The organism is Lacticaseibacillus boliensis (genome assembly GCF_054784775.1).
Genome location: NZ_BAAIHN010000033.1, coordinates 1 through 14549 on the forward strand (window position 1 = coordinate 1; position 14549 = coordinate 14549).

Consider the following 14549-nt stretch of genomic DNA (forward strand, 5'->3'; position numbering starts at 1 on the left):
GTATATCTCGGTACACGACGCGTTGATGAATCATGACACGCGGGCAGTCTGGCGTCTCATCGATACTTATCAACCCGCAGGGACAACGATGGATACCACTATTGAGACCCTGAGAAAGAACCGTAGTGGTGTGTTAGCCGCAACGGCAAGCCCAAGATCAAATGGGCCTATTGAAGGCACCAACCGTTTGATCAAATCCCTGAAGCGTTCATGTTTCGGCTTTCGCAATCAAACCAATTTCTTCAATCGCATCTACCAATTAACTGCCTAAAATAACAAAAAGCCTCCTATCATGGAGACTTTCCTAAAAGATAAATTTATTCTTCAACACCAGTTGACGCAGAGCCCAAAAAACACTGAAGATCCGACATGCGGACCTCCAGCGTTTTTATTGAACCGGAATATTTCCCGGGACATTAATTCAGTTATTGACCAGTCTTAGCGTGGATCCGGTTGATGGCGCGACGCAAAGCCACTTGGGCCCGCTGCAGTTCATCAGGATCGTTGTTCGACTGCGCTTGTTCGATACGCTTTTGCGCACGTTCACGCGCGGCCTGGGCCCGTGACAAATCGATGTCACGTTCACGTTCAGCAGCGTCGGCCACGATGGAAACCGTATTGTTACTCATTTCCATGAAACCGCCATTGACCGCGATCACGTCTTCGTGACCGGGACTGTCTGTCCGCTTGACCCGGACTTCACTGATCTGCAAAGGCGCGACGATCGGTTCATGGTTTGCCATCAGCCCCAACTCACCAGCAGTCGTTCTCACGACTACCATGTCAGCATGGTGACTGTAGCAAGCCCCGTCAGGCGTCACGACGTTCACTGTCAAAACGTTGGAAAGTTCAGCCATAATGCCTTACCTCCTTAGTTTGCAGCGGCTTGCAAGTCAGAAGATGCGTTTGCATCTGGATCATAGCCCAACTTCTTCGCCTTTTCTTTGACATCGTCAATGTTGCCGACCAGACGGAAAGCTTCTTCTGGATAGTCGTCAAATTCACCGTCAAGGATCGCTTTGAAGCCTTTGACCGTTTCTTCAACTGGCACGTACTTCCCTGGCAAGCCAGTGAAGCGCTCGGCAACGTAGAAGGATTGCGACAAGAAGTTCTGGATCCGGCGCGCACGCGCAACGATGATCTTTTCGTCGTCAGACAATTCATCCATCCCTAAGATAGAGATGATGTCTTGCAGTTCCTTATAGCGTTGCAGAACCTGTTGAACTTGGGTCGCGACATGATAGTGCTCATCACCGACAATGTCAGGTGACAAAGCGCTAGATGTGGATTCCAGCGGATCAACCGCCGGATAGATCCCTTGTTGCGTCAAGCGACGCTCCAAGTTAGTCGTGGCATCCAAATGCGCGAAAGTGGTGGCAGGCGCTGGGTCAGTGTAGTCATCGGCAGGCACATAGATCGCCTGAATAGATGTGACAGAGCCCTTCTTGGTCGATGTGATCCGTTCCTGCAACTGACCCATTTCGGTAGCCAGTGTTGGCTGATAACCAACGGCTGACGGGATCCGGCCGAGCAGCGCAGAAACTTCAGAACCGGCCTGCGTGAAGCGGAAGATGTTGTCAATGAACAACAGCACATCTTGACCTTCGACGTCACGGAAGTATTCCGCGATCGTCAACCCGGTCAGCGCCACACGCATACGTGCACCAGGCGGCTCGTTCATCTGACCAAACACCATGGCAGTGTTCTTCAGAACGCCTGAACCTTGCATTTCAAAATACAAGTCGTTCCCTTCACGGGTACGTTCGCCGACACCGGTGAAGACCGAAATGCCGCCGTGTTCTTCAGCGATGTTATGGATCAATTCCTGGATCAAAACGGTTTTGCCGACACCGGCACCACCGAACAACCCAACTTTCCCCCCACGAAGGTAAGGTTCAAGCAAGTCGATAACTTTGATCCCGGTTTCGAGGATCTCGCTAGATGTGCTGAGGTCTTCGAAAGCCGGTGCTTGTCTGTGAATGGGATCGCGTCGGTGATCGGCATCAAATTCTGGGCCGTTATCGATCGTATCACCTAAAACATTGAAGACGCGGCCGAGCGTGTCTTTACCAACAGGCACGGAGATAGGGCCACCAGTATCGGTAACTACCATCCCACGTTGCAACCCATCAGTAGAGTCCATCGCAACAGTCCGTAATACCCCGTCACCCAACTGCAAAGCAACTTCAAGCACAAGTTTCTTGCCATCATTTCTTTGTAAAGTTAAGGCGTTGTTGATCCCAGGGATTTCGCCGTTCATAGGAAATTCAACGTCGACAACAGGGCCGATCACTTGCACGATTTTACCAGTAGTGTTACTCAATGAAATCGTCCTCCCTGTTGAAATTAATTATCATGTACATGCGGTTATTCCAGCGCATTCGCCCCACCGACGATTTCAGTGATCTCAGTGGTAATCGCGGCCTGACGGGCACGGTTATATGTGACTGACATTCGTGAAATCAAATCGTTGGCGTTATCGGTCGCCGTCTTCATGGCTGTCGTCGAAGCCGCATGTTCAGCGGTTTTAGCGTCCATGATCGAACCGAAGATCAGACTTTCTGCGTATTGAGGCAAAATGGCATCTAACACAGCTTCCGGATCAGGTTCAGTGAGGTAATCGATATGCTGATCAGCGACTTCAGCAACATCTAAGTCGCTGATCGGTAACATTTTCTCAGCGCGGAACGCAGAGGTCAGCGAGTTGACGTGGTGGTTATAGCAAACATAGAGTTCGTCGAACACACCAGAGTCAAACATCGTCACTGCAGTTTTCACGATTTCCCGGACTTCATTGAAGGTCGGAATATCGGAAACGCCGCGGTATTCAAACGCGAGATCCATGCCTCGCGCCTTGAAAAAGTCTGCGCCGGTGCCGCCAACGGCGAGGATGCAATAATCGTCAGGCGACTTATGGTCGTCGTGGATCATTTGCATCATCGCTTTTAAGATCGTGGAGTTATAGCCCCCAACTAACCCGCGATCACTAGTGATCACGAGATAGCCGGTTTTCTTGACCGGACGCTGTTGCAACAGGCTGGCAATCTTAAAACCTTGATCGCCTTCCTTATTACCGGCCGCGCTGGCTTTTAACAGCTGAGCGGCAGCCAGATGTGTCACGATCTCACGGATCTTCGTTGCGTACACTTGATAGTTGCCAGCACGCTTCTCGATTTGAGAGAGCTTGGCCGCAGAAACCATTTGCATGGCTTGAGTGATCTGCCCAGTCTTTTTCGTGGAAGCGATCTGGCGCTTGATGTCCATTAATGATTCAGCCATGCGGCACCTCCCTACTTATCGTCGGTGCTGGCAGTGAACCCGGCGGCAAAAGCCTTGACGGCGTTTTCGAACGTATCGCCTTCTGGCAGTTTGCCGGTGGTCTTAATGACATTCAAATCGTCTGGATCATTGGAATCCAGGTAATCGTTCAAACCAGCTTCAAAGTCCGCGATATCATCGATCGCCACGCTATCAAGATAGCCATGGGTCAATGCGAACAAGGAAGCGACCTGATATTGCACAGGCATTGGCTTGTGAACGGGTTGCTTGAGGACTTCAACAGTCCGGCGACCACGGTTCAACTGTGCCTGCGTCGATTCATCCAAATCAGAACCGAACTGACTGAAGGCTTCGAGTTCACGGAAGGACGCAAGGTCCAAACGTAAGGTCCCGGCAACCTTCTTCATCGCCTTGATCTGCGCATCACCACCGACACGAGAAACTGACAACCCAGAATCGATCGCCGGCCGTGTGCCAGAATAGAACAGATCACTTTGTAAGAAGATCTGGCCATCAGTGATGGAGATAACGTTAGTCGGAATGTAAGCCGAGATATCCCCAGCCTGCGTTTCGATGATCGGCAACGCGGTCATCGAACCGCCGCCTAACTCGTCGGATAACTTCGCGGCACGCTCCAACAAACGGGAGTGCGTGTAGAAAATATCCCCAGGGTAAGCTTCACGACCTGGTGCACGCCGCAGCAGCAGTGATAATTCACGATAAGCGGTCGCTTGCTTGGTCAGATCATCATAGACGATCAAGACGTGCTTGCCGTTGTACATGAACTCTTCACCCATTGCCGCGCCGGCATAAGGTGCGATATACAGCATTGGTGCAGGTTCAGAAGGACCAGCAGTCAAAACGATGGTGTAATCCATCGCGCCATATTTCTTCAGGGTTTCAACCTGGGTCCGGACAGTCGAGTCTTTTTGCCCAATGGCAACATAGACACAGATCATGTCTTGATCCTTCTGGTTGATGATGGTATCGATCGCAATCGATGTTTTCCCAGTCTTACGATCCCCAATGATCAACTCACGCTGACCACGGCCGATCGGGACTAAGGCATCGATCGCCTTCAAGCCAGTCTGCAATGGTTCGGTAACGGACTGACGCTGCATAACGCCTGGCGCCTTAACTTCGATAGGACGGGTCTTATCAGTCTTGATCGGACCATTCCCATCGACCGGTTGACCCAACGAGTTAACGACACGACCGATCATCGCTTCGCCAACAGGGACTTCCATGATCCGGCCGGTACGCTTGACCTGGTCGCCTTCATGGATGTCATCGAAATTCCCGAGAATAATGATACCAACATCATTACTTTCGAGGTTTTGGGCCATCCCGTATGAGCCGTTGCTAAATTGCAGTAATTCACTGGCCATCGCGTTTTCAAGGCCGGTCGCACGGGCGATCCCATCACCGACATAAGTGACGGTGCCGACTTCTTCAACATCGAGGTCATCTTGATAATTTTCAAGTTGTTTTTTGATCAGAGAACTGATTTCCTCAGTCTTGATGCTCATCCGGTTCACCTCTTTATACCCCCACAGATTCGTGGGTTCTCAAATGTGTTACTACTTTGCGAGCAATTGTGCGCGGAGCTTGCTCAGCCGCGTCTTCACGGTCCCGTCAATGACAGCCGCGCGCGTGCGAATCTTCACGCCACCGATGACACTAGGGTCGACCGTGGGGTTCAACTGCACACTGTTGGCGCCAAAACGTTGCGCAATCGCTTGGCTCAAAGCCGCTTGTTGCGCATCAGACAGCGGCACGGCGGTGGTGACCGTCGCATCGAGCTGACCGATCGAATCAACGTAACGTCGATCAAAATCGGCGATGATCGCAGGCATAGCCGCGATCCGGCCGTATTCAAAACTTACTTGCACTAAGTTCGCGACAAGTTCGCTGGCATCTTTTTTCAAGGTGTCAAGCAACGCTTGCTTGTTGTCTAAAGCGACATCGACCGAAGTCAATGTCGCTAACAGGTTTGCGTTTTGCGTGAAAATTTCACGCAGTGCGTCGAGCTCAGCGTGTACTGCTTCAAGCTGATCAGTTTCCTGAGCCGCTTCAAACAACGCACGCGCGTAACGCGGCGCTACGACGGCATTAGTGAGTGCCATTGGCATCACCTAACCCTTTGATGTAGCTATCGATCAGCGCCTGCTGGTCGGTCGCGTCTAGTTCCTTGCCGATGATCTTGCTGGCAATAGCCAACGAGAGTTCAGCAACGTCATCTTTTGCACTGTTCAAAGCATCGGCTCTTTGCTGCTCGATGTCTTGTTGTGCATTCGTCTTCAGGGTCGCAACTTCAGTATGGGCTGCGTCCACTAATTGTTGTCGTTGCTTTTCGCCGTTTTCCTTCGCCTGAGAGACGATCTTGACGGCATCGGCTTGGGAGTTTTTGAGTTCGGCTTTGCGCTTTTCAGCCAGCGCTTGTGCTTCAGTGCGTGCGTTTTCCGCATAGTCTAAATCATTGTTGATCTTACCGGCACGTTCACCCATCATCTTCGTGACAGGGCCCCATGCAAACTTCGATACTAACAGTAGTAAGACAATGAAGGCTACGAGGACGAACAGCATATCACCTAATGAAGCCATGATTTTGCCACTCCCTTCTGAGTCGAAACAAGTATGTTGATCTCATTGCAACCAAACATGCCTGCCAATTGTGTCTTACTTGCCCATCAACATGAAGGCGATAACGATCGAGATGATTGGCACGGCTTCGATCAAGCCGACACCAAGGAACATAGTCCCACGTAATTGACCAGATAATTCTGGCTGACGAGCCATCCCTTCAAGGGTTTTACCGATAACTTGACCGTTACCATAGCCAGCACCAAGGGCGGCAAGGCCGGCTGCGATAGCTGCGGCGATGTATTGCATATTCTCTTCCTCCTATTATTCAGAAACTACCTTGTCTGAGGTATAAACCATTGCAAGGGTGACAAAAATGTACGTTTGGATAGCCCCAATGAATACTGAGAACCCTTGCCAAACAATTTCGAGCAAAAATCCAGCAATGAAGCTGGTTGGCCCACCTAGTCCTGAGAACGCAAACTGACGGATCAGTAAAACTAACACTTCACCGGCGAAAATGTTCCCATAAAGACGCATGGACAACGTCACGAAGTTCGTGAACTCTTCGATGATATTGATCGGCAACAAGAATGACACTGGAGAGACATAACCCTTCAGATACCCTTTGAAGCCCTTGATCGCAACCCCGAAGAAATGTGAGATAACCAGCACCATGAGGGCTAACGTCATCGTCACAACTGGATCGGCAGTTGGCGAGCGGAACCACGTCTTGCCACCAAGCTCAACTTGGAACGCCAAGCCGATTTCGTTGTTAATAAGGATAAACACGAAGAGCACGAACGCGAACAACCCAAAACGGCTGCCTTCGCGACCAGGCATCGACTGACGAACGATCCCGTTCGTAAAATCAATGATCCATTCGATGACGTTTTGCTTACCGCTCGGCCGCATTTGCGGTTTCCGTGCTAACCAAAATAGCAAGAAGAACGTGATCGCACAGGTGATCAGGACCGCCAGATCATTCGTCAGATTAAACGTTAACCCAAACAGTTTGACATAGGGATAACTTTCGTTCACAGAATTCACCTCCTTAACCGAAGCAATAGCTCATTGTGGGTCGTCAACCAACATTGGCAAGCTCGCATGTCTATTGTTTCTAAAATCGCGGAATGTCCGGATACTTATCCTTCAAAACACTACATTACTCTATCACCAAACGTCGCAAAAGACAAAGCCTCATGGCACATTTTTGCCCATGACAATCAGGCAATTTCAGCTTGATTTTCATCCGAAAACGTGAGGAGCAAACGCTGTTTGAATCTCAAACTGCCGCCGCAACAGCGCCGACCGGCGCCGTTGCGGCAATATTTTGGCCACGATGAATGAACACTTGTCAATAATTTCGCTTTCATTCCAATTTGGACGTGAAAATCGTCAAAAATTTTCACCTGTATCTTTATGACCCGTCAATCTGTGACAGCAATCTGTGAATTTGTTACTCACAATGCCGCTAATCGGTCACTCGCGCCAGGATCAGCTGTGTCATGGCCCCCACAATCATCGCCATCAAAAAAGCGCGCCGCAAGCGGCACGCTTTGGTTGTTCTAGTGGTTTCTTACTTCGTTCCAAACAAACGGTCACCGGCATCGCCTAAGCCAGGCACGATGTAGCCGTCTTCGTTCAGGTGGTCATCCAACGATGCCGCGTAGATATCGACATCAGGATGTGCTTCTTGGACTGCTCGGACGCCTTCAGGAGCCGCGACCAAGACGACCAGACGCATGGACTGTGCGCCGCGCTTCTTCAGCGCTTCAATCGCCATGTTGGCCGAACCGCCGGTAGCAAGCATTGGATCCACGATGATCAAGTCACGTTGATCGATGTCCGTTGGCATCTTGACGAAATATTCGTGTGGCTTCAGAGTCTTTTCGTCACGATACATACCGATATGGCCGACCTTAGCTGCTGGGATCAATTCCAACACACCATCGACCATGCCGAGTCCGGCACGTAAAATCGGCACAACAGCCAGCTTCTTACCAGCAAGCTCTTTTTGAACCGTCTTTCCCATCGGGGTCTCGATCTCAACATCTTCCAGTGGCAAGTCGCGCGTGATCTCGTAGACCATCAGCTCAGCGATTTCGTTGGCGATCTGACGGAACTCCTTCGTCCCGGCGTTCTTGTCCCGGATCAAGGTCAATTTGTGTTGAATCAATGGGTGGTTCAAAACCGTAAATTTGCCCATGCAAAAGGTCCTCCTTCTAATTTAAGCGCAGTTGCGCAAAACCTTATCTATGATAAAGGATGAAGGGCAGTCAACGCAAGGACAGATTGCTTAATTTCTGCAAGTTTTGCTGGGGCTTCACGATTGGCGATCGCGCGGCTGATCAATTCCGCGACCTGCTTACATTCTGCTTCGTTAAACCCACGCGTGGTGATCGCAGCGCTACCGATGCGGACCCCAGAAGTTTTGAACGGCCCGTTTTGCTCGCCTGGGACCTGGTTTTTGTTGGTGGTGATGTCGACGGTATCCAACAAGTCTTGAACGTCGCGGCCGGTGACGCCATAGCCTGTAACATCAAGAAGCACCATGTGGTTGTCACTGCCGCCTGAGATCATCTTGAGTTTGTCGTCTTCGGCGAACCCTTCGCACATGGCCTGGGTGTTTTTGACGATCTGTTGCGCGTACGTCTTGAATTCTGGACGCAACGCCTCGCCTAACGCCACGGCCTTGGCGGCGATAACGTGATCGAGCGGACCGCCTTGAATGCCTGGGAACACCGCGGAATTGATTGCCTTGCCGTATTGCGCCTTGGCCAAGATCATCCCGCCGCGCGGCCCGCGCAGAGTTTTGTGTGTCGTGGTCGTTACCACATCAGCGTATGGCACTGGACTCATGTGAACCCCACCGGCAACCAGGCCGGCAATGTGCGCCATATCGACCATTAAAAACGCACCGACGTGATCTGCGATGTCGCGGAACTTCGAAAAATCGATCTCGCGGCTATAAGCCGACGCACCCGCAACAATCATGCGTGGCTGGATCTCTTCTGCCAAAGCTGCGATCTTGTCGTAATCCAAACGTCCAGTGTCTGGGTTCAAACCATAGTGGTAGAAATGATACGTCTGGCCAGAAAAACTGACCGCGGCACCATGGGTGAGATGACCGCCGTCGGTCAGATCCATCGCCAGCACCTTGTCGCCGTCTTCGAGGAAGGCACGATACACCGCCATGTTGGCACCAGAGCCGGAATGTGGTTGCACGTTGGCGTATTCAGCCCCAAAAAGTTCCTTGGCGCGATCGATGGCAAGCTGCTCCACCACGTCAATATACTGATTGCCACCATAATAACGGTGGCCAGGGTAACCTTCTGAGTACTTGTTCGTCAGCACAGAGCCTTGGGCAGCTCGGACAGCGGGGCTGACGATGTTTTCTGAAGCGATCAGTTCGATGTTGTGCTGTTGGCGTAGTTCCTCGTCATGAATCGCAGTGAACACTGCTGGATCGTAATCGGTAAAGTCCAAAAGAAAAGTCCCCTTTCTGAAAGTACCCTTAGTATACCAGAACTATTTTACATTTTCAGGGTTAAAATGTTCGTTCCCAGCGGATTTTAATAAGCGGTTCATGTAAGCGGCTCCTAAGCCGGTGACCGGATAGGCCTGCGCCAGCACCAGCGTGACTGTCGGGTGTAAGTCGAACCATCGCAGCCCTGCAAATAACGCATGGGTCGCGGTTTTAATGTTCGTCCCTAACGAATAGCGCGGCACCGCCGTCCGGATCGCGGTGAGGATCTCATCGTCTGCTAACACGCCGTAGACCTGACCACTAGCTGCCGCCCAGCGCAACGCCGCGGGAAACTGGCTGGGGTCATCGACCACCACGACCTGCGCGGCTGGCGCGTAGTGCTTGTACTTCATCCCTGGTGCCTTCGGGGTTTCGTTGGCGCCGACATGGTGCATCTCGGAATCAACGGTTCCAATCACCGGCTCCAGCTCTGCAGGCCCGATCGCCCCTGGACGCAAGATCGCTGCGGGCGATACGGTCAAATCGATCACCGTCGACTCCACCCCAACGGTTGTCGGCCCGTCGTCTAAGACGCCGGCAATCTCCCCGTCAAAATCGTGTAACACATGCGCAGCGGTCGTTGGACTCGGCTTGCCAGACTTATTGGCACTCGGGCCGACGATAGGAACCCCGGCTTCTGCGATCAGCTCTCGTGTCAGTGCGTTTTCTGGCATCCGAAACGCTGCGGTCGCCAAGCCCCCAGTGACGGTTTTTGACAGCGCACCAGGATGGATCGTCAAGATGATCGTCAACGGTCCCGGCCAGAATTGGTCCATCAGCTTGGCCGCCACCGGGGTGATGGTGGCAAACCGAGAGACCATCTCGCGGTTGGCGACCGTCACGATCAACGGGTTGTCGCTCGGTCGGCCCTTGGTCGTATAGACGCTTTTGGCGGCGGCTTCATTGGTCGCATCGGCTCCTAGTCCATAAACGGTTTCGGTTGGAAAAGCGACCAGCTGCCCGGCGCGGATGGCCGCGGCGGCTTCTTTGATCGTCTCGCGATGATAACGTTTTGTTTCCATTATATATGGTCCTTTCGCCGGTGGTTCCTCCAGTTTGAAGTAAATCCAGCCGGCCATGCGTGGTTAATTGTCTAAAAGCTTTACGGGCTCAGCGGCGGGAAACGTTAATTTTGCCATCCGCGGATGCCCTGCCATATCTTGGCGAAACTGCACGTCGACTTGCGGCAATACCGAGGCAAAAAGTGCCGCCAACGCCGGCTGCTGGTGATAGCCAAACTCCAGATACACGCTTGCCCCTGGTGTCACGTGTTGCGGCAGTTGCTGACAAAAACGTTCAAACAGCGCCAGACCCTGGTGTGCCGCAAACAAGGCGAGCTTAGGTTCGTAAGCAAGCGTCGAGCGATCCATCACCGCTTCTTCATCGTGGCTGATGTATGGCAGATTGGCCACGATCCGCTCGAAGCGTTGGCCTTCGAGGCTGGCAAACAGGTCACTTTGTAACAGCGTCACCGACAGCCCTTGCGCATCGGCATTGGCTTTGGCGACGGCCAGCGCGTCTGTCGAGACATCAACCAGCGTCACCGCCAACTGCGGCAACTTACGCGCAAGCGTCAAGCCGATCACCCCGGAACCACAGCCGACATCTAACAGTGTCTTGGCGTCCATGCTGTCGGCCTCCGCCCAAGCGACCAGCTCCTCGGTTTCAAACCGCGGGATCAAGACGGCCGGCGTCACCTTGAAATCGCGGCCGAAAAACGGCGCCAAGCCAACGATGTATTGCGGCGGTTCGTTTTGCAACAAGCGCTGCACGTCTTGGTCAAATTGCGGCACCAAGGCTTCAGGCATGGCGTCGCGGCCGTGCAAGCGCAACTGACTAGGCGAAAAGTGTGCCCGATACTCCAGGACAAACCGTGCGGCGTCGGGATCGATGCCTGCGTTGATAAGCAAAGAAGACGCTCCTGCGAGCGCCTCTTGATAAGTCTTAGTCACCGATCTGCTCCAACTTTCTGGCTTGGTCTTGGACGATCAAGGCATCAATGATGTCGCCGAGTTCACCGTTCATGATCCGGTCCAACTTGTTGAGCGTCAGCCCGATGCGGTGGTCGGTCACCCGGTTTTGCGGGTAGTTGTAAGTCCGGATCCGTTCGGAGCGATCCCCTGAACCGACGGCAGTTTTGCGCTTTTCCGCGTATTCAGATTCGTTTTGGCTTTCATAATAATCGTATACCCGGCTGGTCAAGATCTGCATGGCCTTCACTCGGTTTTGTTGCTGAGAACGCTGATCTTGCATCGTGACCACGATGCCGGTCGGGATATGGGTCATCCGCACCGCCGAACTGGTCTTGTTGATGTGCTGACCACCGGCACCGCTAGAACGGTAGACATCCGTTCGGATATCTTTAGGATCGAGTTTCAAGTCGACTTCGTCATATTCGGGCATGACGCCGACGGTAGCGGTGCTGGTATGCACGCGCCCGGCAGACTCAGTTACCGGCACCCGCTGAACACGGTGCGCGCCGGACTCATATTTGAGCTTGGAATAAACAGAATCGCCTGTGATCATCACGACCACTTCCTTGTAGCCCCCGACTTCTGTTGGGTTTTCGTCGATGATTTCAAAGGTCCAGCCTTGGCGCTCAGCGTATTTCATGTACATGTTGAGTAGATCCCCGGCGAACAAGGACGCTTCATCGCCACCTGCGGCCCCACGGATCTCCATGATGATGTTCTTATCATCGTTGGGGTCTTTTGGTAGCATCAACAGCTTGATCTGACTTTCAAGGTCATCAAGTTGGGGGCGCAGTTCGCCGATTTCTTCTTTGGCCAGCTCTTCCAACTCGGAATCCTTGGATTCGCGCAAGACCTCTTCGGATTCGTCAAGGTCGGACTTGGTTTGCTTGTATTTGTTGTAGGCGGCGACGACTTCGCGCATGCTACCTTCTTCTTTGGAGAGTTTCAGATAGCGATTCGTGTCTTGAATCACTTCCGGATCGCTCATCAGCTCTTGTAATTCTTCATAACGATCGAGAAGACCGTCTAGCTGTTCAAAAATTTTATCCATAGTTCCTCCGTTTGTGCAGTTGCGTTAGTTGGAATCGGCCAGCCGATACTGGGCGAGGTCTTCTGGCGGATAGTAGTAGTGATGCCGGCACACCGGATAATACATTTCGTTGCCGCCAATCTGGATCTGTGAACCTTCATACACGGGCAAATCATCAGACACACGCAGGTTCATAATCGCCTTTTTCGCGCAGAACCAACAGATCGTCTTCATTTCTTCGATTTTATCTGCGTATAAAAGCAGATACTTCGAGCCTTCGAAGAGTTCGTTTTTAAAATCGTTCTTCAAGCCGAACGCCATCACCGGGATCTTCAGCTCATCGACGATCCGCGCGCATTCAAACACATGGTGCTGTTGCAAAAACTGCGCTTCGTCGATCAAGACGCAATACGCCTTGGGATCGAGCGTCTGCACCAAATCGAACACGTTGGTTTCCGGCGTGATCGGATGCGCCGGGCGTTCCATGCCGATGCGGGATGCCACCATCCCAACGCCAGCGCGGTTATCGAGCGCGGAGGTCAAAATGATTACGTGCTTATGTTGTTCCTCGTAGTTATGTGCGACTTTGAGGATCTCAACGGACTTGCCTGAGTTCATCGCGCCGTAGCGGAAGAATAGCTGCGCCAAAGATGTGCCTTCTTTCTCATCAAAAAATGAAAATATACCTTAACTAGTCTAGCAAATTTTCAGCCGCTTGGACAGGGGGCTGTCGCAGATGGTTTTTATGGTAGAATATAAGCATCAATCCTGAGAGGAAGAGCACATTGGCCCATTCAATCCCGCTAAAATCGCGGCTGGCGATCGTCGTCGGCCGCTTCAGTTATTGGTTCCTACACACCTTCATGAAAGGCGGCAGCTCTTTGCCAGGCAAGCTTGCCGCGCGCATCGATCCAGATGTCTTGCGCGCGTTGGGGCAAGATTACGATGTCGTGATCGTCACCGGCACCAACGGTAAAACCCTGACCACCAACTTAATCACCAAAGTGTTGCGTCAGCAATACCAAGAGGTTCTCACCAACCCCACTGGCTCCAACATGATGCAAGGTATCATCACCGCTTTTTTGGCCAATGGCAAGCATGGCAAGCGCCGCCTCGCCGTGCTCGAAGTCGACGAAGCCAACGTCGCACCGGTATCCAGTTATCTGACCCCGAAGGCTTACGTGCTCACCAACATCTTCCGCGATCAGATGGATCGCTACGGTGAATTTTACACCACCTATGAGAAGATCTTGAACGGGATCCGCATGCATCCGAGTGCGACCATTATCGCCAACGGTGACGCGCCGATCTTCTCGTCACGTGAACTACCCAATCCTTGGCGCTACTACGGCTTCGCCTTGAGCGAACACGCCAGCGACGATCGCGTCGCCCCGCCTAACACCGACGGCGTGTTGTGTCCGGTATGCGAACACATTTTGCATTACCACGACATCACCTACTCGAACCTCGGTAGCTTCTTTTGCCCGCACTGTGGCTTCAAGCGTCCCGCCTTGGCACACGCTGTCACCGCAGTGAGTGCCTTGACGCCTGGGGATTCAGCGTTTGCGATCGACGGCCATGATTACACCTTAGGCATCGGTGGCACCTACAACGTCTACAATGCCTTGGCCGCTTACAGTGTCGGCGCCGAATTTGGCATCACACCGGAACAAGTCGGCCAAGCCTTCACCTATGATGAAAAGGTCTTCGGCCGCCAAGAAGAAATCGACCTCGACGGCAAACAAGTCACTTTGATCTTGGTCAAAAATCCCGTCGGCCTCAACGAGGTCTTGGCGATGATCCGTCGTCAAGAGCAACACTTCGGCCTCGGCGTCTTGTTGAACGCCAACTACGCCGATGGCACTGACACCAGCTGGATCTGGGATGGTGATTTTGAAGAACTCGTCCAAAGCGGTAAACCAACCAGCTATCTTGTCGGTGGTGAACGCTACAAAGACATCGCCTTTCGGATGCAAGTCGCCGGTGTGAAGACCCTGATTCAAAAACCAGATCTCGCCGATGTCATCACGGCCGTTCAGGCCATGCCTGAAGACAACGTTTATCTGTTGGCGACCTATACCGCTGTATTGCAGTTGCGCAAGAAGCTCGCAGATGGCGGTTACATCAAACAAGGCTTCTAAATAAAAAAATCGGC

At 52.4% G+C, this 14549-nt stretch carries 16 protein-coding genes; 2 read left to right on the forward strand and 14 right to left on the reverse strand.

What is annotated here, in order from left to right; translation table 11 throughout:
* Positions 1–271 (forward strand): transposase (locus tag ACYVRB_RS11600; RefSeq protein ID WP_461214672.1); only part of this gene is annotated, 271 nt, incomplete at its 5' end.
* Positions 272–425: 154 nt separating this feature from the next.
* On the opposite strand, the gene ACYVRB_RS11605 is transcribed toward ACYVRB_RS11600, so the two are convergent.
* From ACYVRB_RS11605 to ACYVRB_RS11670, 14 genes are all read right to left on the reverse strand, one after another.
* Positions 426–857, reverse strand: a complete 432-nt coding sequence (locus tag ACYVRB_RS11605; RefSeq protein ID WP_461215529.1) for a F0F1 ATP synthase subunit epsilon — start codon at positions 855–857, stop codon at positions 426–428.
* A 14-nt stretch (positions 858–871) separates the two neighbouring features.
* Entirely contained in the window at positions 872–2323 is a 1452-nt protein-coding gene (gene atpD, locus ACYVRB_RS11610; RefSeq protein ID WP_461215531.1) for a F0F1 ATP synthase subunit beta, read from the reverse strand.
* Between the two features lie 44 nt (positions 2324–2367).
* On the reverse strand, positions 2368–3279 hold the full coding sequence (locus tag ACYVRB_RS11615; RefSeq protein ID WP_461215532.1) for a F0F1 ATP synthase subunit gamma: 912 nt from the start codon (positions 3277–3279) through the stop codon (positions 2368–2370).
* An 11-nt stretch (positions 3280–3290) separates the two neighbouring features.
* Positions 3291–4808, reverse strand: coding sequence for a F0F1 ATP synthase subunit alpha (gene atpA, locus ACYVRB_RS11620; RefSeq protein WP_461215534.1), 1518 nt, complete (start codon positions 4806–4808; stop codon positions 3291–3293).
* Positions 4809–4859: 51 nt separating this feature from the next.
* On the reverse strand, positions 4860–5405 hold the full coding sequence (gene atpH / locus ACYVRB_RS11625; protein ID WP_461215536.1) for an ATP synthase F1 subunit delta: 546 nt from the start codon (positions 5403–5405) through the stop codon (positions 4860–4862).
* Positions 5392–5883, reverse strand: a complete 492-nt coding sequence (gene atpF / locus ACYVRB_RS11630) for a F0F1 ATP synthase subunit B (protein WP_461215538.1) — start codon at positions 5881–5883, stop codon at positions 5392–5394. Before atpF ends, atpH begins: the two co-directional genes overlap by 14 nt.
* Positions 5884–5958: 75 nt before the next feature.
* Positions 5959–6171 (reverse strand): F0F1 ATP synthase subunit C, encoded by a 213-nt coding sequence (gene atpE / locus ACYVRB_RS11635; RefSeq protein WP_461215540.1) that lies wholly within the window; start codon positions 6169–6171, stop codon positions 5959–5961.
* Between the two features lie 15 nt (positions 6172–6186).
* Complete coding sequence (atpB, locus tag ACYVRB_RS11640; protein WP_461215541.1) at positions 6187–6903, reverse strand: F0F1 ATP synthase subunit A; 717 nt, start codon at positions 6901–6903, stop codon at positions 6187–6189.
* Between the two features lie 538 nt (positions 6904–7441).
* On the reverse strand, positions 7442–8071 hold the full coding sequence (upp, locus tag ACYVRB_RS11645; RefSeq protein ID WP_461215543.1) for a uracil phosphoribosyltransferase: 630 nt from the start codon (positions 8069–8071) through the stop codon (positions 7442–7444).
* A 47-nt stretch (positions 8072–8118) separates the two neighbouring features.
* Positions 8119–9351: a serine hydroxymethyltransferase gene (gene glyA, locus ACYVRB_RS11650; RefSeq protein ID WP_461215545.1), complete on the reverse strand. Its 1233-nt coding sequence runs from the start codon at positions 9349–9351 to the stop codon at positions 8119–8121.
* Between the two features lie 42 nt (positions 9352–9393).
* Positions 9394–10413 (reverse strand): L-threonylcarbamoyladenylate synthase, encoded by a 1020-nt coding sequence (locus ACYVRB_RS11655; protein WP_461215546.1) that lies wholly within the window; start codon positions 10411–10413, stop codon positions 9394–9396.
* A gap of 63 nt (positions 10414–10476) precedes the next feature.
* Positions 10477–11343, reverse strand: coding sequence for a peptide chain release factor N(5)-glutamine methyltransferase (gene prmC, locus ACYVRB_RS11660; protein WP_461215548.1), 867 nt, complete (start codon positions 11341–11343; stop codon positions 10477–10479).
* Positions 11336–12415, reverse strand: a complete 1080-nt coding sequence (prfA, locus tag ACYVRB_RS11665) for a peptide chain release factor 1 (RefSeq protein ID WP_461215550.1) — start codon at positions 12413–12415, stop codon at positions 11336–11338. Before prfA ends, prmC begins: the two co-directional genes overlap by 8 nt.
* Positions 12416–12439: 24 nt before the next feature.
* Positions 12440–13042 carry a thymidine kinase gene (locus ACYVRB_RS11670; RefSeq protein WP_461215552.1) on the reverse strand — a complete coding sequence of 201 codons (603 nt, stop codon included), beginning with the start codon at positions 13040–13042 and terminating at the stop codon, positions 12440–12442.
* 149 nt (positions 13043–13191) lie between these two features.
* Between ACYVRB_RS11670 and ACYVRB_RS11675 the strand changes: the two genes are divergently transcribed.
* Positions 13192–14535, forward strand: a complete 1344-nt coding sequence (locus ACYVRB_RS11675; RefSeq protein ID WP_461215576.1) for a MurT ligase domain-containing protein — start codon at positions 13192–13194, stop codon at positions 14533–14535.
* The last annotated feature ends 14 nt before the right edge of the window (positions 14536–14549 follow it).

Coding starts and splice junctions, on each gene's coding strand:
- ACYVRB_RS11655 (WP_461215546.1), bottom strand. CDS start 10,413: ATGGAAACAAAACGTTATCATCGCGAGACGATCAAAGAAGCCGCCGCG.
- upp (WP_461215543.1), bottom strand. CDS start 8,071: ATGGGCAAATTTACGGTTTTGAACCACCCATTGATTCAACACAAATTG.
- prfA (WP_461215550.1), bottom strand. CDS start 12,415: ATGGATAAAATTTTTGAACAGCTAGACGGTCTTCTCGATCGTTATGAA.
- atpA (WP_461215534.1), bottom strand. CDS start 4,808: ATGAGCATCAAGACTGAGGAAATCAGTTCTCTGATCAAAAAACAACTT.
- atpH (WP_461215536.1), bottom strand. CDS start 5,405: ATGGCACTCACTAATGCCGTCGTAGCGCCGCGTTACGCGCGTGCGTTG.
- ACYVRB_RS11615 (WP_461215532.1), bottom strand. CDS start 3,279: ATGGCTGAATCATTAATGGACATCAAGCGCCAGATCGCTTCCACGAAA.
- ACYVRB_RS11605 (WP_461215529.1), bottom strand. CDS start 857: ATGGCTGAACTTTCCAACGTTTTGACAGTGAACGTCGTGACGCCTGAC.
- atpF (WP_461215538.1), bottom strand. CDS start 5,883: ATGGCTTCATTAGGTGATATGCTGTTCGTCCTCGTAGCCTTCATTGTC.
- atpE (WP_461215540.1), bottom strand. CDS start 6,171: ATGCAATACATCGCCGCAGCTATCGCAGCCGGCCTTGCCGCCCTTGGT.